This window comes from Pseudomonas sp. H11T01 (assembly GCF_048515765.1).
Classification (GTDB): Bacteria; Pseudomonadota; Gammaproteobacteria; order Pseudomonadales; family Pseudomonadaceae; genus Aquipseudomonas.
The window spans coordinates 15,961-41,647 of sequence record NZ_JBLYED010000015.1; the positions used below are offsets into that span (position 1 = coordinate 15,961).

Sequence of the window (25,687 nt, forward strand, 5' to 3'; positions counted from 1 at the left end):
TCTAGTATAATTGAGTATAAATGACAGTCAAACCACCTCTCGTCCATCCGCCAGTCTGCGCCGATCCTCCCGCGGGCACCGCGCAAACCTTGCCCGATAACTACGGGTGAAATACGACGGCGACTCGAACCCACAAGCAATACTCACTTCCAGCACACTCATGTCAGTCTGGCGCAACAGTTGCCGGGCCTTCTCCAGGCGCAAACCCAGATAGAAGTTGCTCGGGGTGTCGTTGAGGTGCAGGCGGAACAACCGCTCCAGCTGACGACGCGTCACCTTGATCGATTCGGCCAGTTCCAGGGTGCTCAGGGGCGGTTCGCTGTGGTGTTCCATTTCGCCAATCACGTGCACCAGCTTCTTGTTGCTGATGCCGTAGCGGGTGGCGACTTCCATGCGTTGGTGGTCTTTGCGTGGGCGGATGCGGCCGAGTACGAATTGTTCGGACACCTGGATCGCCAGTTCCGGGCCGTGGGCCTGGGCGATGAGGTCGAGCATCATGTCGATGGACGCAGTGCCGCCAGCCGAGGTGATGCGTCGGCGGTCGATTTCGAAGAGCTCCTGGGTGACTTCCAGCTGTGGATAAGACTCCTTGAAGGCATCGATGGCTTCCCAGTGCAGGGTGACCCGATGGCCTTCGAGCAGCCCGGCTTCGGCCAACAGCACACTGCCGGTGTCGATCCCGCCGAGGGTCACGCCTTCGTGATCGAGACGACGCAGCCAATGATCCAGCGCGGGGGTTGCGAATTTCAGCGGTTCGAAACCAGCAACCACCCATAAAGTCGCCCCCTTCTTCAGCGGTTCAAGGGCCGCATCGGCGTTGACCGACATGCCATTGCTCGCCAGCACCGCGCCTCCGTCAGCACTCAGCACATGCCAGCGGTACAGCTCGCCACGGAAGCGGTTGGCCACACGCAACGGCTCGATGGCCGAGATAAAGCCGATGGCCGAGAAACCCGGCATGAGCAAGAAATAAAAATCCTGGGACATGGAGCGCACTCGGAGGACGGGTAGCGTGGGAACCGTGATACGCCAGTTCAAGACGCCATTCAAGAGCACAGGTCGCTGCTGTGCAAGGACTGGTCGCCGCTGTGCGTTTTTGGGGTGTCCGAGGTGCGTAACTTGGCATCACCGGCGCACATAGACACCGGAACCCACAATAACGACCTGCCGAGGAACCCACCATGAAACGACTGATCAGCAGCTGTGTTCTTGCACTCAGCGGTACCGCTTTCTTGAGCTCCGGCGCCATGGCGGCCGACGCCGCCGCGTGCCAGAACGTGCGCATGGGCGTAGTGAACTGGACCGACGTGATCGCCACCAGCGCCATGACTCAAGTCCTGCTCGACGGCCTCGGCTACAAGACCAAACAAACCAGCGCCTCCCAGCAAATCATCTTCGCCGGCATCCGTGACCAGCGCCTGGACATGTTCCTGGGCTACTGGAACCCGCTGATGACCCAGACCATCACCCCATTCGTCGATGGCAATCAAGTCAAAGTCCTGGCCGCGCCAAGCCTGAAAGATGCACGTGCGACCCTGGCGGTACCGACTTACCTTGCCGACAAGGGCCTGAAAACCTTCGCCGACATCGCCAAGTTTGAAAAAGAGCTGGGCGGCAAGATCTACGGCATCGAGCCAGGTTCGGGCGCCAACACCCAAATCAAAGAGATGATCGCCAAGAACCAGTTTGGCCTGGGCAAGTTCCAGCTGGTCGAATCCAGTGAAGCCGGGATGCTTTCGGCGGTAACCCGTGCAGTGAAGCGCAACGAAGCCATCGTGTTCTTCGGCTGGGCGCCACACCCAATGAACGTCAATCAGAAGATGACCTACCTCACCGGCAGCGAAAACGCCCTCGGCCCGGATGAAGGCATGGCCACAGTCTGGACCGTTACCGCGCCGAACTACGCGGACCAATGCCCGAACGTCAGCCGCTTGCTCAGTAACCTGACCTTCACCGCCGCCGACGAGAGCCGGATGATGCAGCCGCTGCTCGATCACAAAGACGCGTTCGAATCAGCCACGCAATGGCTCAAGGATCACCCGCAAGACAAACAACGCTGGCTGGAAGGTGTGACCACCTTCGACGGCAAGCCCGCCGCTGAAAACCTGCAACTGACCAGTAAATAACCCTAACGAAATCAATCTGCGCAGCGCCAAACGGCTGCGCAGTGACCCACAACGCCTGAAGGAAACCGCCTCATGAACCACGACGTCATCATCACCTGCGCACTCACCGGTGCTGGCGACACGACCAGCAGAAGCCCACACGTGCCGGTCACCCCCAAACAAATCGCCGCTGCGGCGGTGGAAGCGGCGAAGGCCGGGGCCACCGTGGTGCACTGCCACGTTCGTGATCCTGAAACCGGCAAGTTCAGCCGCGATGTGGCGCTGTACCGCGAAGTGATGGAGCGCATTCGCGAGGCGGACGTTGACATCATCGTCAACCTCACCGCCGGCATGGGTGGCGACCTGGAAATCGGTGCCGGTGAAAACCCGATGGAGTTCGGCCCGAACACCGATCTGGTCGGCCCGCTGACTCGTCTGGCCCACGTTGAAGAACTGCTGCCGGAAATCTGCACCCTCGATTGCGGCACCCTGAATTTCGGCGACGGCGACACTATTTACGTCTCCACCCCGGCGCAACTGCGCGCTGGCGCCAAACGCATTCAAGAGCTGGGCGTGAAGGCAGAGCTGGAAATTTTCGACACCGGTCACCTGTGGTTCGCCAAACAGATGATCAAGGAAGGTTTGCTGGACGACCCGCTGTTTCAGCTGTGCCTGGGCATCCCATGGGGCGCACCGGCCGACACCACCACCATGAAAGCCATGGTCGACAACCTGCCGGCCAATGCGGTCTGGGCCGGGTTCGGCATCGGTCGCATGCAAATGCCGATGGCTGCTCAAGCGGTATTGCTCGGCGGCAACGTGCGAGTCGGCCTGGAAGACAACCTCTGGCTGGACAAAGGTGTGCTGGCGACTAACGGCCAGCTGGTTGAACGCGCTTCGGAAATCCTCAGCCGCCTCGGCGCCCGTGTTCTGACCCCAGCCGAAGGCCGGGCGAAGATGGGCCTGACCAAGCGCGGTTAACCCGGACTTAAACCTCACCTGTGGGAGCGGGCTTGCTCGCGAAGAGGCCGGTACATCCGCCATATGTTCTGTGACCGGAATACCGCCTTCGCGGGCAAGCCCGCTCCCACACTGGATCACCGAACTCTTTAGGAAGTCACCATGAGCTTTATCAGCGAAATCAAAACCTTCGCCGCGCTGGGCAGCGGTGTCATCGGCAGCGGTTGGGTGTCCCGCGCCCTCGCCCACGGCCTGGACGTAGTGGCCTGGGACCCGGCGCCCGGTGCCGAAGCGGCCCTGCGCAAACGTGTCGCCAACGCCTGGGGCGCACTGGAAAAGCAAGGTTTGGCACCCGGCGCTTCGCAAGATCGCCTGCGCTTTGTCGCGACCATCGAAGAGTGCGTAAAAGACGCCGACTTCATCCAGGAAAGCGCTCCGGAACGCCTGGAACTAAAACTTGAACTGCACAGCAAAATCAGCGCGGCGGCCAAGCCCAATGCACTGATCGGCTCCAGCACTTCAGGTCTGTTGCCGAGCGAGTTCTACGAGGGCTCGACCCACCCGGAACGCTGTGTGGTCGGTCACCCGTTCAACCCGGTTTATCTGCTGCCGTTGGTGGAAGTCGTCGGCGGTAAAAACACCGCGCCTGAAGCCGTACAAGCGGCGATGAAAGTTTACGAATCCCTCGGCATGCGCCCGCTGCATGTGCGCAAGGAAGTCCCAGGATTTATCGCCGACCGTCTGCTTGAAGCGCTGTGGCGTGAGGCGCTGCACCTGGTCAACGATGGCGTGGCAACCACCGGCGAAATCGATGATGCAATTCGTTTTGGCGCCGGTTTGCGCTGGTCGTTCATGGGCACGTTTTTGACCTACACCCTGGCCGGTGGCGACGCCGGTATGCGGCACTTCATGGCCCAGTTCGGCCCTGCATTGCAGCTGCCATGGACTTACCTGCCGGCACCGGAGTTGACCGACAAACTGATCGACGACGTGGTCGACGGCACCAGCGATCAGCTCGGCAAACACAGCATTTCGGCCCTGGAGCGCTATCGTGATGACTGCCTGCTGGCAGTGCTGGAGGCAGTGAAAACCACCAAAGAGAAACATGGGATGACCTTCAGCGAATAACCCCCCAGGCTTATGGGCCAGCAGGTCTGGCCCCATCGTCGGAACGCCGCCCGGAGCAAGCTCGCTCCCACAGTTGATTGTGGTGTGAACACTCTCGATGTCACCCAGCCGCCCCCCTGTGGGAGCGAGCTTGCTCGCGATAGCGTCAGTCCAGTCACCACCAATGTCGGAACCCACACCATGCCAACCCTCACCACCTACACCACCAAAATCATCCCCGACTGGGTCGACTACAACGGCCATCTGCGCGATGCGTTTTATCTATTGATCTTCAGCTACGCTACCGACGCGTTGATGGATCAATTGGGCATGGACAGCAACAACCGCGAAGCCAGCGGCAATTCGCTATTCACCCTCGAACTGCACCTCAATTACCTGCACGAAGTGAAACTCGGTGCCGAGGTTGAGGTACACACCCAGCTCATCGGCCACGACCGCAAACGCCTGCACCTCTATCACAGCCTGCACCTGGTCGGCGGAGAAAAAGAACTGGCGGGCAATGAGCAAATGCTGCTTCACGTCGATCTCGCCGGCCCGCGCTCTGCACCGTTCAGCGAGCCGGTACTGGAAAAACTGCTGGCCATCACTGCCCAGCAAGTCGACTTGCCAAAACCCGTCTACATCGGCCGGGTAATCGGTCTGCCACCGGAAAAATAACCCATAAAAAACAAGGAGCTCGCATGAACACCGCTGCCGCTTTTGCCGACTTCCGCAGCTATCCGCTGATCAGTGCTTTGACCGCCGTGCACGCCTTGGCGGACCGTGTTCAGGTGCAGTGGGCCGATGGCCGACTGAGCCCGTTTCACCATCAATGGTTGCGCGACAACTGCCCGTGCCCGGTCTGCGTCTACAGCGTGACCCGCGAACAGGTGCTGGAAATCGTCGACGTCGCCGAAGATCTCAAACCCTCCTCGTCCCGCATTGATGCCGACGGTTGCCTGTGCATCGATTGGCAGGACGGCCATAGCAGCCGCTTCGATCCCGGCTGGTTGCGGGCCCACGCCTATGACGACGAATCCCGTGCAGAACGTCGCGCCAGCAAGCCAAAAAGCCAGCTGTGGAACAGTGACCTGAAGCTGCCGGTGTTCGAGTATCAGGCCGTGATGGACGATAACAAGGCGCTGCTGCAATGGCTGTTGGCACTGCGTGATATCGGCCTTACCCAAGTGCGCGGCGTGCCCACGGAGCCTGGCTCGCTAACACAGATCGCCAAGCGGATTTCCTTCATCCGCGAGAGCAACTTCGGCGTGCTGTTCAACGTGCAATCCAAGGCTGATGCCGACAGCAACGCCTACACCGCTTTCAACTTGCCACTGCACAGCGACCTGCCGACCCGCGAGCTGCAACCGGGGCTGCAGTTTCTGCATTGTCTGGTCAATGAAGCGGACGGTGGCGAGAGCATTTTTGTCGATGGTTTCGCCATCGCCGAAGCCCTGCGCCAGGAAGATCCAGAAGCCTTTCGCAGCTTGTGCGACATCCCCGTGGAGTTTCGCAACAAGGACCGCCACAGCGATTATCGTTGCCTGGCGCCGATCATCGCTCTGGATGCGCTCGGCCAGGTCACGGAGATCCGCATGGCCAATTTCCTGCGCGGGCCGTTCGATGCGTCAGCGGAGCAGATGCCGAAGCTGTATCACGCTTATCGGCGCTTTATCGCCATGACCCGCGAAGCACGTTTCCGCCTGATGACCCGGCTCAACCCCGGCGAGATGTGGTGCTTCGATAACCGCCGCACCCTCCACGCCCGCAACGCCTTCGACCCCGCCACCGGTGCCCGGCATTTCCAGGGCTGCTACATCGACCGTGATGAATTGTTGTCGCGGATATTGGTGTTGCAGCGCTAGTCAGTTACACCGCATCAATTTCTTCGCGGGCAAGCCCGCTCCCACAGGTTATACACTGTCCTTGTGGGAGCGGGCTTGCTCGCGATTGCGTCCAGCCAGACAACACACATCGACCTGATTCCCACCCAATCCCCAGACAAAAAAAAGCCCCGATCAAGCCGTGACAAGATCGAGGCAGAGGTGTGTTTCTGAGGAGCTTTGCGCGGAGGGTGACCAAACCGTTCGACACGTCAGCTGAGGCTCAGTGTGCCCAGTCATCTGCCCTGCGAGTTAGCCGAAAACGACCTGTTCATAGGTATTGCGGCCATTACGACAAATCGCCCTTGCCGACGCCCCCGAGTGCCTACCAGAATCGAGCCACGACCACGTTCCCTGAATAAGGATAAGCGTCATGATGCACGCAGATTTGATTGACCAGGATGACCTGCTGGGCCAGCTCAAGGCTCTTGGATTTGAAGTCCCGAGTGGCGCCACTGCTGAGCAGGCCTGCGAGTGCGCGGTACGCGGTTTGAACGATGTGCGGGCCTCGACCCTGAGAACCATGGTCAAGCAGATGTACACCAGCAGCGCGACGATTTTGCCCGCCGTGCGTCAGGCGATAGACAAGCAACTGCTGCCGGCATTGGCGCAATACCAGCAAAGCCGTAGCGCCTGATAAATCGCATCGCGAGCAAGTCGAATCGTCGCACCGTCGCACCGTCGCTCCCACATTAGTTCTGCGCTGATCACACCATCGTGGGTTGACGCAGATCAAGTGTGGGAAGGGCCGGGCGACGTTCGCTTGCTCGCGATGAACACGACTCGGTTTAGAGCCTCACACTGGCAAACGTCGACTCATTCCTTGCCTGGCTCAACGCCGACAGCGGTCCAGACAACGGGGCCAGTACCAGCGCCTGCGGAATCGGCATCATCGCCACCTGTTGCGCAGTGTTGGAACCGACGCGCTCATCGCGTGGTGGAATGCCGAAGTATTCGCGGTAGCACTTGGAGAAGTGTGGTGTGGAGACGAAGCCACAGACCGAGGCCACTTCGATGATCGACATCGGCGTTTGCTTGAGCAATTGCCGGGCACGGATCAAGCGCAGTTTCAGGTAGTAGCGCGACGGCGAACAGTGCAGGTATTTCTGGAACAGACGCTCCAGCTGACGCCGCGATACGGTGACGTACACCGCCAGTTCGTCGAGGTCGATCGGCTCTTCCAGGTTGGCTTCCATCAGCGCGACGATTTCCTGCAACTTCGGCTGGTTGGTGCCGAGCATGTGCTTGAGCGGCACGCGCTGGTGATCCTGTTCGTTACGAATACGCTCGTAGACGAACATCTCGGAGATCGCTGCCGACAGCTCACGGCCGTGGTCGCGGCTGATCAGGTGCAGCATCATGTCCAGCGGCGCGGTGCCGCCGGAGCTGGTGAAACGGTTGCGATCGAGGGTGAACAAACGAGTGCTCATGGCGACACGCGGGAAAGCTTCCTGCATCGACGCCAGGCATTCCCAGTGCACGCTGCAATCAAAGCCGTCCAGCAGGCCAGCGCAAGCCAGAGCCCAGCTGCCGGTGCAGACCGCACCGAGGCGACGGGACTGACGCGCCTGGCTTTGCAGCCACGACACGTGTTCACGGGTGACAGTGCGTTGAATGCCAACACCGCCGCAAACGATGACAGTGTCCATCACGGGCGCTTTGTGCATCGAGGCGTCAGGAGTGATCTGCAGACCATCGCTGGCCCAGACCTGGCCGCCGTCGGCGGTGAGGGTCGTCCAGCGATACAGCTCGCGACCGGACAATTGGTTGGCCATGCGCAGGGGTTCTACTGCGGAGGCCAGAGAAATAAGCGTGAAATTGTCCAGCAGCAAAAAGCCGATGGATTGAGGCGCACGGTTCTGGGGTTGAGCTCCAGAGTTGAACGACGTCATCGCGGTATCTCCTCACACAAAGCGGGTGATGGCCTCAGGCGGAGGCTCTTGTTATGGCCATCGTTCTCGTGGGGGAGACGGGCTTTGTTATGACAGAGCAATTGCCATGCCTAAAGTTGAATGCGCATTCAATAACTCCTGAAAACGACGTCGCGATGCGTCTATACAGCCCGCGCGTGGAATGAGGATTAATGGCGAATGAGTGGTGTGCAGGTGCCCTGGCCCGGTGGCTTTGAGCAAATCGGTAGCACTTGTGGGAACAGTGCCGATAAGCGGTAGGAAAGAGTGTCACCGCAAGCACGGGTGACCAACGGTCAGGGCCAAAATCGAGCCCTGACCTGAGGGTGTTTCTCTTATCTGTAAACGACGCGCCAAAAGGTGGCGCTTATTCGAATCAGTGTTCACTTAACGCGCAGTTTTGACTGGCCCGGCCTCTTCGCGAGCAAGCCCGCTCCCACATTAGATTTGCTGTGTGCAAAGAATTTTCGAACAGCCCGATTTAGTGTGGGAGCGGGCTTGCTCGCGATGAGGCCAACTCGGTTCTCAACACTCCACCGCACTAACAGCCAACCCGCCGCGCGACGTCTCTTTATATTTGTCGTGCATGTCGGCGCCGGTATCACGCATGGTGCGGATTACCCGATCCAGCGAGATAAAGTGCTGACCATCCCCACGCAAGGCCATCTGTGCGGCGTTGATGGCTTTCACCGCTGCAATCGCATTGCGCTCGATACACGGCACCTGCACCAGACCGCCGACCGGATCGCAGGTCAGGCCAAGGTTATGTTCCAGACCGATCTCCGCAGCGTTGCACAGTTGCTCCGGTGTCGCGCCGAGAATTTCCGCCAGCCCGGCCGCGGCCATGGCGCACGCCGAACCGACCTCGCCCTGGCAGCCGACTTCGGCACCGGAAATCGAGGCGTTCTTTTTACACAGAATCCCCACCGCCGCCGCACTCATGAAATAGTCGACGACATTGGCATCGGTCACCACTTCGCTGAATTTCATAAAGTAGTGCAGCACCGCCGGGATGATCCCCGCCGCGCCATTGGTCGGTGCCGTCACCATGCGCCCGCCGGCGGCGTTTTCTTCGTTGACCGCCAAGGCGAACAGGTTGACCCACTCCATTGCGCTCAGGGTCGAGCCAATCACGTTGGGCTTGTTCAGTTCCTGCAGACTGCGATGCAGTTTGGCTGCGCGGCGGCGAACGTTTAGACCACCGGGCAGGATGCCTTCGTGCTTGAGGCCTTGCTCGACGCAGTCCTGCATGGCGCGCCAGAGCTTCATCAAACCACTGCGAATTTCTTCTTCGGAGCGCCAGACCTTCTCGTTCGCCATCATCAGTTCAGCAACGCGCAAGTTGTGCTTCTGGCAGAGGCTGAGCAGTTCGACCGCACTGGAGAAGTCGTAAGGCAGCACCGTGCTGTCAAGATCCGCCACACCGCTGCTGGCTTGTGCTTCATCGACGACAAAACCGCCGCCGATTGAATAGTAGGTATCGCGACGCAGCTCGCCGTTTTCGCCTTCGGCCACCAAGGTCATGGCGTTGGGATGGAACGGCAGATTCTCATCGATCAGGCGCATGTCCCGTGCCCAGAAGAACGGGATCGGTAAACGGCTGTCGAGCAGCAAGGTGTTGGTTTCACGCAGGGTTTCGATCCGCACGCCAATCTGCGACGGGTCGATAGCGTCCGGCCATTCGCCCATCAGGCCCATGATCACTGCATTGTCGCTGCCGTGACCGATGCCGGTGGCCGAGAGCGAACCGTAAAGCTGAACTTCGACTCGCCGCACCTGTTCCAGCACACCGTGTTCACGCAAACCCTGAACGAACAGCGCGGCTGCGCGCATCGGTCCGACGGTATGAGAACTCGAAGGCCCGATACCAATCTTGAACAGGTCAAACACACTGATAGCCATTACCGCGAACCTCCTGATAAGCACACTCCAGGCGCCAAAGCGCCCGGTGACGGAGCTGCTACGCTCAAACCGCAATCCGCCGAGACCGCGGCATCATCAGGCTTTTGCGGTCCGGCACGGCGTCTCACACCGACTCACTCATGCCCACCAACGTCGCAACCGACCGACAGCAGGTTTCGGCCGTTTTTTGCGGTGCAGTTGGGCAAAAAGTGCAGTTGCAGGGCTGAAAAAATCTGTAAGCGACGTCACCGACACTGGATGCGACTCCCCCTGTACTGGATACGACGCACCCTGTAGGCGTTTGATTTTTGCTGTTACATGATCAGTCTCGACTCGATTGCAAGGCGCCGTGGTAGAGCTGTTCCCAAAACGCCATCCAACCGCAACACATTAAGCGCGGTCGTCCAGTCGGAACACCGCCAAAAAAAACACCAAGGAGTCCACCCTATGAAAGGTTCCCAGTCGTTGTTGTTGGCCGCCATGCTGAGTCTGCCTGTTCTGGCTCACGCCGCAGAACCGGCTCAATGCAGCACCGTCAACTTCTCCGATGTCGGCTGGACCGACATCACGGTCACCACCGCCACCACCAGCGTCGTCCTTGACGCGTTGGGCTACAAAACCAAGACCACGATGATTTCCGTGCCGGTGACCTACAAGTCGCTGGCCGATGGCAAGAACATGGACGTGTTCCTCGGCAACTGGATGCCGACCATGGAGAACGACATCAAGGCCTACCGCGATGCCGGCACTGTAGACACCGTGCGCACCAACCTCAAAGGCGCCAAGTACACCCTGGCCGTGCCACAAGCGCTTTACGACAAAGGGCTGCATGACTTCGCTGACATTCCCAAGTTCAAGAAAGAACTGGACGGCAAGATCTACGGCATCGAACCGGGTAACGACGGCAACCGCCTGATCCAGAGTATGATCGACAAGAACGCCTTCGGCCTCAAAGACGCAGGCTTCAAAGTGGTCGAGTCCAGCGAAGCCGGCATGCTCTCGCAAGTCGACCGCGCCCAGAAGCGCAATACCGCCGTGGTGTTCCTGGGCTGGGCACCACACCCGATGAACAAGCGCTTCAAGATTGAGTACCTCACCGGTGGCGACGACTATTTCGGCCCGGATTTCGGTGCCGCGACGGTCCTGACCAACACCCGCAAGGGCTACGCCCAGGAATGCAGCAACGTCGGTCAGTTGCTGAAGAATCTGGAGTTCACTGTCGACATGGAAAGCTCACTGATGGGCAACGTCCTGGACGACAAGATGAAGCCTGACGCAGCCGCCAAGGCTTGGCTGAAAAAGAATCCACAGGTGCTCGATACCTGGCTCGCTGGCGTGACCACCATTGACGGTAAACCAGGCCTGGAGGCCGTTAAAGCCAAACTCGCGCAGTAATCGTTGATGCCGGGCGGGCTCGCCCGCCCGGGCTGTTTTTTTCCTTGCATGCGGGACGTTCACTACCATGCTGACTGATCACAAAATCCCCCTAGGCCAGTACATCGCTGCCTTCGTTGAATGGTTGACGCAAAACGGCGCCAGCACTTTCGATGCGATTGCCACGACACTGGAAACGATGATCCACGGCGTGACGTTTGCGCTGACCTGGTTCAATCCGCTGGCATTGATCGGCCTGATCGCGCTGCTGGCTCATTTCATTCAACGCAAATGGGGCCTGACGGCCTTTGTCGTACTGTCCTTCCTGTTGATCCTGAACCTGGGGTATTGGCAGGAAACCATGGAAACCCTGGCTCAGGTGCTGTTCGCCACCCTGGTCTGCGTGGTCATTGGCGTGCCGCTGGGCATCGTCGCTGCGCACAAGCCGATGTTCTATACTTTAATGCGTCCAGTACTCGATCTGATGCAGACCGTACCGACGTTCGTTTACCTCATTCCTACCCTGACCCTGTTCGGGCTGGGTGTGGTCCCTGGCTTGATTTCCACGGTGGTGTTCGCGATTGCCGCGCCCATCCGTCTGACTTACCTGGGTATCCGCGATGTACCGCAAGAGTTGATGGACGCAGGCAAGGCCTTTGGCTGCTCGCGTCGTCAGTTGCTCTCGCGCATTGAACTGCCCCACGCCATGCCGAGCATTGCAGCCGGCATCACCCAGTGCATCATGCTCTCACTGTCGATGGTGGTGATTGCGGCACTGGTAGGTGCTGATGGCTTGGGTAAACCCGTGGTCAACGCACTGAACACTGCCGATATCGCCCTAGGCTTCGAAGCCGGCCTGGCGATCGTATTGCTGGCGATCATGCTCGACCGTATCTGCAAACAACCCGACGCTAAAGTAGGGGGTGACGCATGAGCATAATCCGCTTCGACAAGGTAGATGTTGTCTTCTCCAAAGATCCGCGTGAGGCACTGAGACTTCTGGACCAGGGCCTGACGCGTGACCAGATCCTGAAACAGACCGGGCAAATCGTCGGTGTTGAAAAGGCCAGTCTGGACATCGAAAAAGGCGAAATCTGCGTACTGATGGGCCTCTCCGGCTCCGGCAAATCCAGTCTGTTGCGCTGCATCAACGGCTTGAACACTGTCAGCCGCGGGCAGTTGTTCGTCGAGCATGAAGGCAGGCAAATCGACATCGCCTCCTGCACCCCGGCGGAACTCAAGATGATGCGCACCAAGCGCATCGCCATGGTGTTCCAGAAGTTCGCTCTGATGCCTTGGCTGACCGTTCGCGAGAACATCAGCTTCGGCCTCGAGATGCAGGGTCGTCCGGAAAAGGAACGGAACAAACTGGTCGACGAAAAAATCGAACTGGTGGGCCTGACCCAATGGCGCAACAAGAAGCCCGATGAACTCTCCGGCGGCATGCAACAACGTGTGGGCCTGGCCCGCGCCCTGGCGATGGACGCCGACATTCTGCTGATGGACGAACCCTTCTCGGCTCTCGATCCACTGATCCGCCAAGGCCTGCAAGACGAACTGCTGGAGCTGCAACGCAAGCTGCACAAGACCATCGTGTTCGTGAGCCACGACCTCGATGAAGCCCTGAAGCTGGGCAGCCGTATCGCGATCATGAAAGACGGTCGGATCGTCCAGTACAGCAAGCCAGAGGAAATCGTGCTGAACCCGGCCGATGACTATGTCCGCACGTTCGTTGCCCATACCAACCCACTCAATGTCCTGTGCGGTCGCAGCTTGATGCGCACGCTGGACAACTGCAAACGCATCAACGGTTCGGTATGCCTCGATCCAGGCGGTGACTCCTGGCTCGATCTGGCCGAAGGCAACACCATCAAGGGCGCACGCCAGAACGGCGCCAGCCTTGATCTGCAGAACTGGATGCCTGGCCAGGCGGTGGAAGGACTGGGACGTCGACCAACCCTGGTGGACTTCAACATCGGCATGCGCGATGCGCTGCAGATCCGCTACCAGACCGGTAACAAGCTTGTGCTGCATGACAACCACAAGGTGGTCGGCATACTCGGCGACAGCGAGCTCTACCATGCGCTGTTAGGGAAGAATCTGGGGTAAAGGCAGCAGACACAAAAACGCCGCGAGAGGATCGCGGCGTTTTTGTTTATAGGGATAGCGGGTCAAGCAGCGCTACGGCTTATGCCCCCTTCGCGAGCAAGCCCGCTCCCACAGTGGATTGGTGTTGTGACACAGACTGTGATCACACCACAGATCAAATGTGGGAGCGGGCTTGCTCGCGAAGAAGACTACGCGGTGCTTCAGAATGAAACACCGCACTCACACTTCAAACCTTAGCTATACACCCGGCCCAGGAGCTGCCGATGGCTTTCAAACTGATCGAGCACGTCACGGGTGATCTGCTCTGGCGTGAAGCCCATCAGGTCATAGTCCTGACTGCCGTTGTGCAGATACACCTCGGCGCGGTAGTAACGCTGACGCTCCTCATCGGACTGAGCCGATTCGGTCGGCGTAGCAAGATAACCGTCCAGGCTCACTTCGTAGACAAAAGGGTTGCCCTCTTCCATCTCGAGCCGCACGCCCATGCAACGCTTGGCCTTGCCCAACAACGTTTGCACGTTCAGACCCTGAGCACGCAGTTGAGCAGCGGCATCTTCCAACGCCGGGCTGACTTGCTTGTCCATGAAGCGCTGAACAATCGATTGGCTCGGTTGCAGGTCCAACTGAGTCAAACGCTCGCTGAATCCACGGCGACCACGAGCCGCCAGTTCCGCTTGCTCCTGTTCAATCTGCATGTCCTGGCGCATGGCCTTGTGCAAGCCGAACATGAACAGCACCAGCACCACCGAGAACGGCAGCCCCGCCAGCACCACCATGGTTTGCATGGCTTCGAAGTTACCCGCGAACAACAGACCGATGGTCACCAGCGTAATCACCACCGACCAGAAGATTCGCAGCCAGTGCGGCGCGTCTTCGTCGACATTGCCGCCCTTGCAGGACAGGTTGGCCATCATCACCGCGCCGGAATCCGCCGGGGTCAGGAACAGCACGAAACCGACAAAGATCGACACACCGATCACGATCTTCGACGCAGGGTAATGTTCAAGCAGTTGATAGATCGCCATGGACGGTTGCTCCAGGGCTGTTTTCCCCAGCTCCACCGCGCCATGGTTCATCACCAGGTCCATCGCCGAGTTACCGAAAATCGACAGCCAGGCCAGGGTGAACCCCAGTGGAATCAGCAGCACACCGGCCACCAGCTCACGCACCGTGCGACCACGGGAAATACGCGCGATGAACATGCCTACGAATGGCGCCCAGGAAATCCACCAGGCCCAGTAGAACAGCGTCCACAGGCCCAACCAGCGGTCGGATTTCTCGTTGTCGCCTTCGTACACATAAAGGTCAAAGGTCTTCAGCACCACGCCGTTCAGGTAGTCGCCAATGTTCTGCACGAAGCCGTTGAGCAAGTGCAGAGTCGGGCCGAACAGCAGCACGAAAATCAGCAAACCGCTAAACAGCACGATGTTCAGGTTGGACAGACGACGGATGCCGTTTTCCACACCGGACACTGCAGCGATGGTCGCCACGGTGCTCATCACCAGAATCACGATCAGCAGGTTGGTGTTGCTGTGGGTCATGCCGAACAGGTTTTCCAGCCCGGACGACACTTGCATCGAGCCTATTCCAAGGTTGGTCACCAGACCCAGCAGGGTCACGAACATGCCAAAACCGTCCACCGCATGGCCGGCCGCGCCTTTGACCCAACGCTCACCCACCAGCGGGTACAGCGCCGAACGCAGCGCCAGCGGCTGGTTATGGCGGTAAGCAAAGTACGCCACGGCCAGACCGACCAGTGCGTAGATCGCCCAGCCATGCAGGCCCCAGTGCAGGAACGTCAGCTGCAACGCCTGACGCGCCGCGAGGTTGCTGCCCGGTACGCCTTCCGGCGGGTTGAAGTAATGGTCCAGCGGCTCGGACGCGCCGAAGTACAACAGCGAAATGCCGATACCCGACGAGAACAACATGCCAGCCCAGGCGCCATAGCTGAAGTCCGGGGTATCGTCCTTGCTGCCCAGTTTGAGCTTGCCGTAGGACGAGAACGCCAGGCCCACCACAAACACCAGGTAGGCGGCGATCACCACCATGTAATACCAGCCGAAGCTGCGCGACAACCAGGCCTGGGCAACCCCAAGCATTCTCCCGGCTTCTTGCGGCGCGGCGATGAGAATGACAGTCAGCAGAAGGATCAGCGCGGTAGAGGTGTAGAACACCCAACCGTTGACCGTCACCTTTTCGGGTGGGGTCTTTATAAGAGAGGCAGAACTCATTGCACAGATGCTCCAGGCAGTGCGAGAGAAGGACACAAGGCAGCGCGTTACCCGACCAATCGGTTAGTTGGCAGCCGACCAGCGAGTGATATAAAGACACCCCGAAAAAAGCCCGAAACCACAGGGACTGCGTTGAAAACCAGCGAAGGCCTTGTACGAAAGATTGCTTGGGCATATGGCCTCAAGCGCTCAACACGTCCGTCTTCGCCGATTCCCACCGTGTCCCGCGTGAGTTTCGAGCTTTTTCAGATGTCACTTTTTCGCCATTTACACGTAGGAAAAAGCTGTAAGCAGCGACGAATTGTCGCAGATCTTATTCTTTGTTGATTGAACGTTCAATCAAAACAAAATAGACTGGCCTTCACGCCGGTAGTCGCTTGTCGACGACTGGCAGGCCTAAGGAGATGTGCAAGATGCCCAAGGTCGGTATGCAACCCATCCGCCGCCAGCAGTTGATCGAAGCCACCTTGCTGGCAGTCGATCAGGTCGGAATGGGGGACGCCAGCATTGCGCTGATCGCCCGTTTGGCCGGTGTCTCGAATGGCATCATCAGTCACTACTTTCAGGACAAGAATGGCCTGATCGCCGCCACGATGCGGTACCTGATGAACGTCCTCAGCGAGAACGTCACCGCGCGCCGCCAGGCGCTGGAAGATAACTGCCCACGGGCTCATCTTCAGGTGATTATCGAAGGCAACTTCGACGCCAGCCAAGTCAATGGCCCGGCAATGAAAACCTGGCTGGCCTTCTGGGCCACCAGCATGCATCACCCGTCTTTGCACAGGTTGCAGCGGATCAACGATCACCGTCTGTATTCCAACCTGTGCTGCCAGTTCCGCCGCGTGCTTTCGCTTGATGATGCACGCAGCGCAGCACGCGGCCTGGCAGCCCTGATCGACGGTTTGTGGTTGCGCGGCGCGCTATCGGGAGACGCTTTCGACACCGGGCAGGCGCAACAGATCGCTTACGAATACATGGATTTCCAACTGGCTAAGCAGGAACGCTAGAGCACACAGAACCGCTCGGCCCCTGAACTGCCACTGAACCTGCGCCACCAAGCGTTACGGCACACCCAGTGGTTAACGCCAACCACAATGCACTTGCGAGGACACTATGGCCCGTTTCGAACTGCAAAAGCTCTACATTGACGGCGGCTACTCTGACGCCAGCGGCGACGCAACCTTCGACTCCATCAACCCGGCTACCGGTGAAGTCCTCGCACAAGTGCAACGCGCGACTTTCGATGACGTCGAGCGCGCAGTTGTCGCCGCCGAGAAAGGCCAGAAAGTCTGGGCCGCAATGACTGCCATGGAGCGTTCGCGGATCCTGCGCCGTGCCGTGGACATCCTGCGCGAGCGCAACGATGAACTGGCCTATCTGGAAACCCTGGACACCGGCAAGGCCTACTCCGAAACCCGTTACGTCGACATCGTTACCGGCGCTGATGTGCTGGAGTACTACGCAGGTCTGGTCCCGGCCATCGAAGGCGAACAGATTCCGCTGCGCACCACCTCTTTCGTCTACACCCGTCGCGAGCCTTTGGGCGTTGTGGCCGGTATCGGCGCATGGAACTACCCGATCCAGATCGCGCTATGGAAGTCCGCTCCAGCCCTGGCGGCCGGTAACGCGATGATCTTCAAGCCAAGCGAAGTCACCTCCCTGACCACCCTGAAACTGGCCGAGATCTACACCGAAGCCGGTCTGCCGGATGGCGTGTTCAACGTGCTGACCGGCAGCGGTCGTGAAGTCGGCACCTGGCTGACCGAACACCCACGCATCGAAAAAATCTCCTTCACCGGCGGCACCGACACCGGCAAGAAGGTCATGGCCAGCGCTTCTGGCTCGTCCTTGAAAGACGTGACCATGGAACTGGGCGGCAAATCCCCGCTGATTATTTTCGATGACGCTGACCTGGATCGCGCTGCCGACACCGCGATGATGGCCAACTTCTACAGCTCCGGTCAGGTCTGCACCAACGGCACTCGCGTGTTCGTTCCGAGCCACCTGAAAGCCGCTTTCGAAGCCAAGATTGTTGAACGCGTCGCCCGCATCCGCGTCGGCAATCCGGAAGACGAAAACACCAACTTCGGCCCGCTGGTCAGCTTCGCCCACATGGAAAGCGTGCTCGGCTACATCGCCAAAGGCAAAGCAGAAGGCGCCCGCGTTCTGTGCGGCGGCGAACGTCTGACTGAAGAACGCTTCGCCCAAGGCGCATTCGTGGCACCGACCGTGTTCACTGACTGCACCGACGACATGACCATCGTTCGTGAAGAAATCTTTGGCCCGGTGATGAGCATCCTCACCTACGAAACCGAAGAAGAAGTGATCCGTCGCGCTAACGACACCGAGTTCGGCCTGGCTGCCGGTGTGGTCACTAAGGACCTGAACCGCGCTCACCGCGTGATTCATCAACTGGAAGCCGGTATCTGCTGGATCAACGCCTGGGGCGAGTCCGACGCCAAGATGCCGGTGGGCGGCTACAAGCAGTCGGGCGTGGGCCGCGAAAACGGCATCAGCTCGTTGAACAACTTCACACGCATCAAATCGGTACAGGTCGAACTGGGCGATTACGTCTCGGTGTTCTAAGGCGACATTCGCTTCGCCTGCGAGGCCGCCTTCGCGAGCAGGCTCGCTCCCACATTGGAATGAAGTCTCCTGTGGGAGCGAGCCTGCTCGCGAACGAGTGCGCAGCACTCGCCATGGCCTGATCTGACCAACATCAAAGAGGGTGCATTCAATGTCCCAAGAATTCGACTACATCATCATCGGTGCCGGTTCTGCCGGTAACACCCTGGCGACCCGTCTGACTGAAGACCCGGGCGTCACCGTGCTGCTGCTCGAAGCAGGCGGCCCGGACTACCGCCTGGATTTCCGCACGCAAATGCCAGCCGCTTTGGCATTCCCGCTGCAAGGCCGTCGCTACAACTGGGCTTACGAAACCGATCCAGAGCCACACATGGACGGTCGCCGGATGGAATGCGGTCGCGGCAAAGGCCTCGGCGGTTCCTCACTGATCAACGGCATGTGCTACATCCGCGGCAACGCCATGGACTACGACGGCTGGGCGAAAAACCCGGGGCTCGAAGACTGGACTTACCTGGATTGCCTGCCGTACTTCCGCAAAGCGGAAACCCGTGACATCGGCCCGAACGACTACCACGGTGGCGAAGGCCCGGTCAGCGTGACCACGCCAAAAGCCGGCAACAACCCGCTGTTCCACGCGATGGTTGAAGCAGGCGTGCAGGCCGGTTACCCGCGCACCGAAGACCTGAACGGCTACCAGCAGGAAGGTTTCGGTCCGATGGACCGTACCGTGACGCCTAACGGCCGTCGCGCCAGCACCGCTCGCGGCTACCTGGACACCGCCAAGAAGCGCTCGACCCTGACCATCATCACTCACGCGCTGACCGACAAGATCCTGTTCGAAGGCAAACGTGCGGTCGGTGTACGTTATCTGGTCGGCGCTGCCGAAGAGCGCGTTGAAGTCAAAGCGCGCAAGGAAGTGCTGCTGTGCTCCGGCGCCATTGCTTCGCCGCAGATCCTGCAACGCTCCGGCGTCGGCCCGGCCAAACTGCTGAAGAGCCTGGACATCCCGGTGGTCCACGACCTGCCGGGCGTCGGTGAAAACCTGCAAGACCACCTGGAGCTCTACCTGCAGTACGCGTGCACCCAGCCGGTCTCGCTGTACCCGTCGCTGCTGATGCGCAACCAGCCGGCCATCGGTGCCGAGTGGTTGTTCAATGGCACCGGCATCGGCTCCAGCAACCAATTCGAGGCCGGTGGTTTCATCCGCACCCGTCCGGATTTCGAATGGCCGAACATTCAGTACCACTTCCTGCCGGTCGCGATTAACTACAACGGCAGTAACGGTGTGAAAGAGCACGGTTTCCAGGCACACATGGGTTCCATGCGTTCGCCAAGCCGCGGCCGTATTCAAGTGAAGTCCAAGGACCCGCGCGAATACCCGAGCATCCTCTTCAACTACATGGCCACCGAGCAGGACTGGCAGGAATTCCGTGACGGCATCCGCCTGACCCGTGAAATCATGCAGCAGCCGGCACTGGACGCTTTCCGTGGTCGCGAAATCAGCCCGGGCATCGAAGTACAGACCGACGAGCAACTGGACACATTTATCCGCGAGCACGCCGAAACCGCATTCCACCCGTCCTGCTCGTGCAAGATGGGCACCGACGAAATGGCCGTGGTCGATGGCCAGGGTCGTGTGCATGGTCTGCAGAGTCTGCGTGTGATCGATGCTTCGATCATGCCGCTGATCACCACCGGCAACCTGAACGCGCCGACGATCATGATCGCCGAGAAAATCGCCGACAAGATCCGTGGCCGTAAACCGCTGCCACGCAGCACCGCGGCCTACTACGTCGCTGGCGAAAAACCGGTACGCGGCAAGCCGCTGCGGGACGTGAGCCGGACCGCGCAATAACCGATACACCGCGGCGCCTGCATCGCGAGCAAGTCGGATCGCCGCACCGCCGCTCCCACATTAGATTTGCGTCGGACCACAATGGAGTGGCCAATGCAGATCAAGTGTGGGAGCGGCGGTGCGGCGATCCGACTTGCTCGCGATGGCTTTCTATCAAACACCACATAATGTCCTGCCTCACACTGCGTAAACCTTTCCTACACCGCTCAACGCTTGATCCCACCCCCTGCGCAGGCCTAATCTAATGCCGCGCAAACGTTTCACCCCCGCCCCAATCGACAAGCCGCCACTAGACTGGCCACGAGGCTTTCTCATGTTTGATGTCGTATCTTCGAGCAAATGGCCCACCGGCTACCTGATCAATCCAAACGTTGAACCCCTCGATCCCAAATGGCTGAAGGAATTCAGCAAGATCCCGGCCGCTGCCGTCAGCGACTGCCTGGGTCGCAACGTTGGTGGTCTGGGTCTCAAAGCCTTCCACGGCAACGCCCCGATGCTCGGCAGCGCGCTGACCGTGCGCGTGCGCCCCGGCGACAACCTGATGATTCTCAAAGCCATGCAAATGGCCCGTCCCGGCGACGTGCTGGTGATCGACGGCAGCGCCGACCTGACCCGCGCCGTATTCGGCGGCATCATGCGCGCCATGGCCCTCAAGGCCGGGATCGTCGGCGTGGTGATCAACGGCGCCCTGCGCGACCTCGACGAATGGCAAACCGGTGAACTGCCGGCCTACGCCATCGGCGGCGTGCATCGCGGCCCGAGCACCGACGGTGGCGGCGAAATCAACGTGCCGATTTCCTGCGCCGGGATGCTCGTCGCACCGGGCGACCTGATGATCGGCGACGGTGACGGCGTAGTTGCAGCATCGCGCTCCGAACTGCCGGAACTGCTGATTCGCTGCCACGACCTGCTGGCCCGCGAAAAAGCCACACTTGCTGCTATCGAAGCGGGGACGCTGGACCCGGATCGGTTTGATGCGATTCTGCGGGCCAAGGGTTGCCCGGTCTGATTTGGCAAGGCTCAAAAACCACCCCTCACCCCAACCCTCCCGGAACGCCGGACCGCCCCAGAGGGGAGAGGGTGAAAGGGAGCCGATCTTCATGCCATTCAATCCTGAGTTCGACTCGATAATTCAGGTCGCAGTACACCTGAAAAAACCCTCGGTCAGTCCCCTCTCCCTTCTGGGGAGGGCTAGGGTGAGGGGTGGCTCTGACTGCCAATACTTATTCCAAGGAGGTTCTCCGAATGTTCGATTTCCACCCCCAGCTCAAGCAGCGCTTTGCTGCGTTGCGCACAGGCGCTGAATTCTTTTCGCTGCGCTATGTGCGCGAGTCGGGCCAGTACCTGTCGGTGCGCAAGAACGTCGCAGAGCCTCCCTATCTGGGCCGCGACGAAGGCGCGATGCTGACCGCACGAGTCAATGGCGTCGAAGCCTACGCCGCGACCAACGATCTGTCCCAAACCGGCCTGCAAGCGGCCCTCGAACGGGCCGAGCAGCAGGCCCGATTGATCGCCGCCCACGCCCTGCTCGACCTGCGCCAACAGCCAGTGTCCAGCGAGCGCGCCGATTACTTTTCACCGAATCTGGAACAACCCTTTCCGTCTCTGAGCGACTGCTACCAATTGCTCGGCGATGAATCCGCTGCTGTGCCGAAAGATGAACGGATAGTGAACTGGCAAGTGAGCATCGGCATCACCCATGTCGAGCAGATTTACCTCAACAGCGCCGGTGCCGAACTGCGTCAGGCGCAGCGTTTCGTTTACCCGAGCGTGGACGTCACCGCCTATGACGGCAACGACAGCCAGACCCGCAGCCTGGGCCGCGAGAACTTCGGCCAGCAAGGCGGCGCCGATGTGATCAGCCGCTGCGGGCTAGTAGGTGCCGGCCCCGCAGTGGCCGACCAGGCCCTGCAACTGCTGCTGGCGCCGAACACCCCGCAAGGCCCGCGCGACCTGCTGCTGATGCCCGACCAGATGATGCTGCAGATCCACGAGTCCATCGGCCACCCGCTGGAACTGGACCGGATTCTCGGCGACGAACGCAATTACGCCGGCACCAGCTTCGTCAAAGCCAGCGACTTCGGCAGCCTGCAATACGGCTCCAAACTGCTGAACGTGACCTTCGACCCGGACATCCCCGAACAGCTCGCCAGTTACGGTCATGACGACGACGGCACCGCCGCCAGCAAACAATTCCTGATTCGCGAAGGATTGCTGTTGCGCCCGTTGGGCGGTGCGCTGTCGCAATACCGTTCCGGCCTCGACGGCGTCGCCAACAGCCGCGCCTGCAGCTGGAACCGTCCGCCGATCGACCGCATGGCCAACTTGAACATCGAGCCGGGCGATCAGTCGCTTGAACAATTGATCGGCGGCATCGAGCACGGCGTGCTGATGTCGACCAACCGCTCCTGGTCCATCGACGATGCGCGCAACAAATTCCAGTTCGGCTGCGAATGGGGCCAGTTGATCGAAAACGGCGAACTCAAGGGCGTGGTGAAGAACCCCAACTACCGTGCCATTTCGGCGCAGTTCTGGCGCAACCTCAGCGCCGTCGGTGACGCCAGCACCTTCAAGGTCCTCGGCACGCCGAACTGCGGTAAAGGCGAACCGAATCAGGTGATCAGGGTCGGCCATGCGTCGCCGGCCTGCGTATTCAGCAATGTTGATGTGTTTGGAGGGGATGCCTGATGAGTACTGCCATGAGTCAGGTGCAACAATTCCAGGCACTGGTCGGTTGGCTGCGCAACAACCTGCGTGAGCCGGAACAGTTCACTCTCAGTTACGACGCCGAGTCCTCGGAATTCATTCGTTTCAACCATGCCAAAGTACGTCAGGCCGGGCATGTGCAGCAGGCCAGCCTGAGCTTCAAACTGATCAACGGCGGTCGCCATGCGAACCTCGGCATTACCCTCGCCGGCGATCCCGAAGTCGACCGTCAGCGCTTGGCCGACGGCCTGCAACAACTGCGCGAAACCCTGCCGTTGTTGCCACAGGACCCGTACCTGTTGCTCAACCACAATGGCTGGCAGAGCAAGAGTGTGCAGGATCATCCGCTACCGGACACGGCCCAGGTCGTGGAAGCCATCAGCCGCGCGGCTGAAGGACTCGATCTGGTCGGTTTCTATGCTGCTGGCCCCATCAGCCGTGGCTTCGCCAGTTCTGCTGGAGCGTTTGGCTGGCATCAGGCCAACAGCTTCAACTTTGACTTCAGCCTGTTCCACGCCAACGGCCAGGCAGTGAAAGCCAGCTATGCCGGGCATGACTGGAGCAGCGAGGGTTTTGCCAAGCGCTTCCAGCAGGCTCGCGAGCAGCTTGAGTTTTTGGGCCGACCACTGCGCACTCTGGCGCCGGGACAGTACCGCGCCTATCTCGCCCCGGCCGCCCTTGAAGAAATTATCGGCATGCTCTGCTGGGGCGGTTTTTCGGCCCAGTCGATCGCCAGCAAGAACAGTCCGCTGCAACGGCTGTACGCTGGCGATAGTCATTTCAGCCCACTGCTGTCCCTCGATGAAAAAGTGACGGGCTCGTTGAGCCCGGCGTTTTCTGGCGAGGGTTACCCGCGCAGTGATCTGACCTTGATCAACGCCGGCAAGGCCGATGCGCAACTGGTCAACTCGCGCAGCGCCGCCGAATACGGCCTCACTGCCAATGGCGCCAGTAGCGGTGAATCGCCGAGTGCCTTGAACATGGCAGCGGGTTCGCTGGTGCAAGAAGATATTCTCAAGCAACTGGGAACGGGCCTGTACATCAGCAACCTCTGGTACCTGAACTACTCAGACCTGCCGGCCGCACGCCTCACCGGCATGACCCGCTTCGCCACCTTCTGGGTGGAAAACGGCGAGATCCAGGCACCGGTCAGCACCATGCGTTTCGACGACAGCGTCTACAACCTGCTGGGTTCGCAGCTCGAAGCATTGACCCGCGAGCGGGATCTGATCTTGTCGGCCAGCACCTACAGCCAACGGCAAACCGCCTCGGCGCTGCTGCCGGGAGCGCTGGTCAGCCGACTCACCTTGACCCTGTAAAAGCATTCGCGGGCAAGCCCGCTCCCACAGGAACTGCGCCGCCCTTGTGGGAGCGGGCTTGCCCGCGAAGAAGCCACCTCGGATTACCTGACTCACACCCACAAGAGGTCCCATGCCCAACCGCCCGACTCTTGACGCAACAACTGCCCGCTGGGTGCCCTGGGTGGTGGCCATCGCGTTTTTCATGCAGTCCCTCGACGGGACGATCCTCAACACGGCGTTACCCGCCATGGCTCGGGACTTGGCGGAAGACCCGCTGCGCATGCAAGGCGTGGTCATCGCCTACATGCTCACTGTGGCGTTGCTGATTCCTGCCTCGGGCTGGATCGCCGACCGCTTCGGCACCAAAAAGATTTTCTTCGGGGCGATTTTCCTGTTCAGCGTCGGCTCGCTGCTCTGCGCGCTGTCCCACTCCTTGAGCATGCTGATCGGCGCCCGGGTGGTGCAGGGGCTCGGCGGCGCGCTGATGTTGCCGGTGGGCAGGCTGGTGGTGCTGCGGGCGTACCCGCGCTCGGACCTGGTGCGGATCATGGGCTTCATCACCATTCCCGGCCTGCTCGGCCCGCTGCTGGGCCCGACCATGGGCGGCTGGATGGTTCAGTACCTGACCTGGCACTGGATTTTCCTGATCAACCTGCCGGTCGGCCTGATCGGCTGCTACGCCGTCTGGCGCTTCATCCCCGACCTGCGCGGCAGCGAGCGTACGCGTTTCGACGGCTTCGGTTTTCTGCTGTTCGGCGCGGCGATGGTGCTGATCACCATCGCCATGGAAGGTCTCGGCGAACTGCACCTGCCGCATTTGCGGGTGATGTTGCTGCTGTTCGGCGGCATGGCCTGCCTCGCGGCGTATTGGCTGCGGGCCGGGCATATCGACAATCCATTGTTTGCGCCCTCGCTGTTCAAGACCCGGACCTTTGCGGTGGGCATCCTCGGCAACTTGTTCGCTCGTCTAGGCAGCGGTGCCCTGCCGTTTCTGGTGCCGTTGCTGCTGCAGATCGCCCTGGGTTTCTCGCCGTCCCAGGCCGGGATGAGCATGCTGCCGCTGGCGGCTGCGGCAATGATTGCCAAATCCATCGCCCGACCGCTGATCGAACGTCTGGGCTATCGCATCGTGCTCACCGGCAACACCTTGGCCCTGGGTTTGCTGTTGGCGAGCATGGGGCTGGTCAGCGAACAGACCCCTTACGGGTTGCTGCTGTTTCAACTGGCACTCCTCGGCGCAGTCAACTCGCTGCAGTTCACCGCGATGAACACCGTAACCCTGATCGACCTCGACGACGCCAGCGCCAGCAGCGGCAACAGCCTGCTGTCGGTGGTCGCGCAATTGTCCCTGAGCCTGGGCGTGGCCTGCGCCGGCGCTCTGCTCGGCGGCTTTACGGCAGAGGTGGGCAACGACGGAGTGAACACGGTCTTGGGCGCGTTTCAGCTGACCTTCGTGACCGTCGGTATCATGGCGATGCTCGCTGCGGCGATCTTTTTGCAGCTGTCGCCCAAGGACGGCCGGCGGATTCGTCACCCGCAAGAGCACATTGAGCCCTGATTTCTGACAAAAGGTGCAGCACTTGGCTACTTTTCGTCCAGAACTTGCGGGGTAAATGCTGGGGACTGGTACACTGCGCGACATTTTGTTTTGCAGGCCA

Annotated in this window: 20 protein-coding genes; 16 read left to right on the top strand and 4 right to left on the bottom strand. The window is 60.1% G+C overall.

The window, feature by feature from the left end; all coding sequences use genetic code 11:
• Positions 1-27 precede the first annotated feature (27 nt).
• A complete protein-coding gene (locus ACN1C3_RS20065) occupies positions 28-987 on the bottom strand; it encodes a GlxA family transcriptional regulator (RefSeq protein WP_419117508.1) in 960 nt (319 codons plus the stop codon).
• 194 nt (positions 988-1,181) lie between these two features.
• Between ACN1C3_RS20065 and choX the strand changes: the two genes are divergently transcribed.
• The 6 genes from choX to ACN1C3_RS20095 all read left to right on the top strand — a co-directional run bounded on the left by choX (position 1,182) and on the right by ACN1C3_RS20095 (position 6,692).
• Complete coding sequence (gene choX / locus ACN1C3_RS20070) at positions 1,182-2,126, top strand: choline ABC transporter substrate-binding protein (RefSeq protein ID WP_419117509.1); 945 nt, start codon at positions 1,182-1,184, stop codon at positions 2,124-2,126.
• 72 nt (positions 2,127-2,198) lie between these two features.
• The gene (locus ACN1C3_RS20075; protein WP_419117510.1) at positions 2,199-3,086 is read left to right on the top strand and encodes a 3-keto-5-aminohexanoate cleavage protein; all 888 of its coding nucleotides are present in this window, start codon (positions 2,199-2,201) and stop codon (positions 3,084-3,086) included.
• A gap of 141 nt (positions 3,087-3,227) precedes the next feature.
• Positions 3,228-4,193 (top strand): L-carnitine dehydrogenase, encoded by a 966-nt coding sequence (locus tag ACN1C3_RS20080; protein WP_419117511.1) that lies wholly within the window; start codon positions 3,228-3,230, stop codon positions 4,191-4,193.
• Positions 4,194-4,373: 180 nt separating this feature from the next.
• Positions 4,374-4,850 carry a thioesterase family protein gene (locus ACN1C3_RS20085; RefSeq protein ID WP_419117512.1) on the top strand — a complete coding sequence of 159 codons (477 nt, stop codon included), beginning with the start codon at positions 4,374-4,376 and terminating at the stop codon, positions 4,848-4,850.
• A gap of 23 nt (positions 4,851-4,873) precedes the next feature.
• Positions 4,874-6,037, top strand: a complete 1,164-nt coding sequence (locus ACN1C3_RS20090; RefSeq protein ID WP_419117513.1) for a gamma-butyrobetaine dioxygenase — start codon at positions 4,874-4,876, stop codon at positions 6,035-6,037.
• 391 nt (positions 6,038-6,428) lie between these two features.
• Positions 6,429-6,692 carry a hypothetical protein gene (locus tag ACN1C3_RS20095; RefSeq protein ID WP_419117514.1) on the top strand — a complete coding sequence of 88 codons (264 nt, stop codon included), beginning with the start codon at positions 6,429-6,431 and terminating at the stop codon, positions 6,690-6,692.
• A gap of 151 nt (positions 6,693-6,843) precedes the next feature.
• Here the strand turns inward: ACN1C3_RS20095 and ACN1C3_RS20100 are convergent, their stop codons facing one another.
• Entirely contained in the window at positions 6,844-7,947 is a 1,104-nt protein-coding gene (locus tag ACN1C3_RS20100; protein ID WP_419117515.1) for a GlxA family transcriptional regulator, read from the bottom strand.
• Positions 7,948-8,490: 543 nt separating this feature from the next.
• Positions 8,491-9,867, bottom strand: coding sequence for an L-serine ammonia-lyase (locus tag ACN1C3_RS20105; protein ID WP_419117516.1), 1,377 nt, complete (start codon positions 9,865-9,867; stop codon positions 8,491-8,493).
• A gap of 447 nt (positions 9,868-10,314) precedes the next feature.
• Here ACN1C3_RS20105 and ACN1C3_RS20110 point away from each other — a divergent pair, with 447 nt between their 5' ends.
• The 3 genes from ACN1C3_RS20110 to choV all read left to right on the top strand — a co-directional run bounded on the left by ACN1C3_RS20110 (position 10,315) and on the right by choV (position 13,350).
• Complete coding sequence (locus tag ACN1C3_RS20110) at positions 10,315-11,262, top strand: choline ABC transporter substrate-binding protein (protein ID WP_419117517.1); 948 nt, start codon at positions 10,315-10,317, stop codon at positions 11,260-11,262.
• A 67-nt stretch (positions 11,263-11,329) separates the two neighbouring features.
• Positions 11,330-12,175 carry a choline ABC transporter permease subunit gene (gene choW / locus ACN1C3_RS20115; protein ID WP_419117518.1) on the top strand — a complete coding sequence of 282 codons (846 nt, stop codon included), beginning with the start codon at positions 11,330-11,332 and terminating at the stop codon, positions 12,173-12,175.
• Complete coding sequence (choV, locus tag ACN1C3_RS20120) at positions 12,172-13,350, top strand: choline ABC transporter ATP-binding protein (protein WP_419117519.1); 1,179 nt, start codon at positions 12,172-12,174, stop codon at positions 13,348-13,350. The genes choW and choV overlap by 4 nt, the downstream gene beginning before the upstream one ends.
• Before the next feature lie 233 nt (positions 13,351-13,583).
• Here the strand turns inward: choV and ACN1C3_RS20125 are convergent, their stop codons facing one another.
• The gene (locus ACN1C3_RS20125) at positions 13,584-15,524 is read right to left on the bottom strand and encodes a BCCT family transporter (protein ID WP_419117650.1); all 1,941 of its coding nucleotides are present in this window, start codon (positions 15,522-15,524) and stop codon (positions 13,584-13,586) included.
• Positions 15,525-15,994: 470 nt separating this feature from the next.
• On the opposite strand from ACN1C3_RS20125, the gene betI reads away from it, so the two are divergent.
• The 7 genes from betI (at position 15,995) to mdtD (ending at position 25,587) form a co-directional block, all read left to right on the top strand.
• Positions 15,995-16,588: a transcriptional regulator BetI gene (gene betI / locus ACN1C3_RS20130; protein WP_419117520.1), complete on the top strand. Its 594-nt coding sequence runs from the start codon at positions 15,995-15,997 to the stop codon at positions 16,586-16,588.
• Between the two features lie 106 nt (positions 16,589-16,694).
• Complete coding sequence (betB, locus tag ACN1C3_RS20135; protein WP_419117521.1) at positions 16,695-18,167, top strand: betaine-aldehyde dehydrogenase; 1,473 nt, start codon at positions 16,695-16,697, stop codon at positions 18,165-18,167.
• Between the two features lie 151 nt (positions 18,168-18,318).
• A complete protein-coding gene (betA, locus tag ACN1C3_RS20140; RefSeq protein WP_419117522.1) occupies positions 18,319-20,022 on the top strand; it encodes a choline dehydrogenase in 1,704 nt (567 codons plus the stop codon).
• A 313-nt stretch (positions 20,023-20,335) separates the two neighbouring features.
• Positions 20,336-21,031, top strand: coding sequence for an RraA family protein (locus ACN1C3_RS20145; RefSeq protein WP_419117523.1), 696 nt, complete (start codon positions 20,336-20,338; stop codon positions 21,029-21,031).
• A gap of 236 nt (positions 21,032-21,267) precedes the next feature.
• A complete protein-coding gene (locus ACN1C3_RS20150) occupies positions 21,268-22,710 on the top strand; it encodes a TldD/PmbA family protein (protein WP_419117524.1) in 1,443 nt (480 codons plus the stop codon).
• Entirely contained in the window at positions 22,710-24,047 is a 1,338-nt protein-coding gene (locus ACN1C3_RS20155; protein WP_419117525.1) for a TldD/PmbA family protein, read from the top strand. Before ACN1C3_RS20150 ends, ACN1C3_RS20155 begins: the two co-directional genes overlap by 1 nt.
• Positions 24,048-24,159: 112 nt before the next feature.
• Entirely contained in the window at positions 24,160-25,587 is a 1,428-nt protein-coding gene (gene mdtD / locus ACN1C3_RS20160) for a multidrug transporter subunit MdtD (RefSeq protein WP_419117526.1), read from the top strand.
• Positions 25,588-25,687 lie beyond the last annotated feature (100 nt).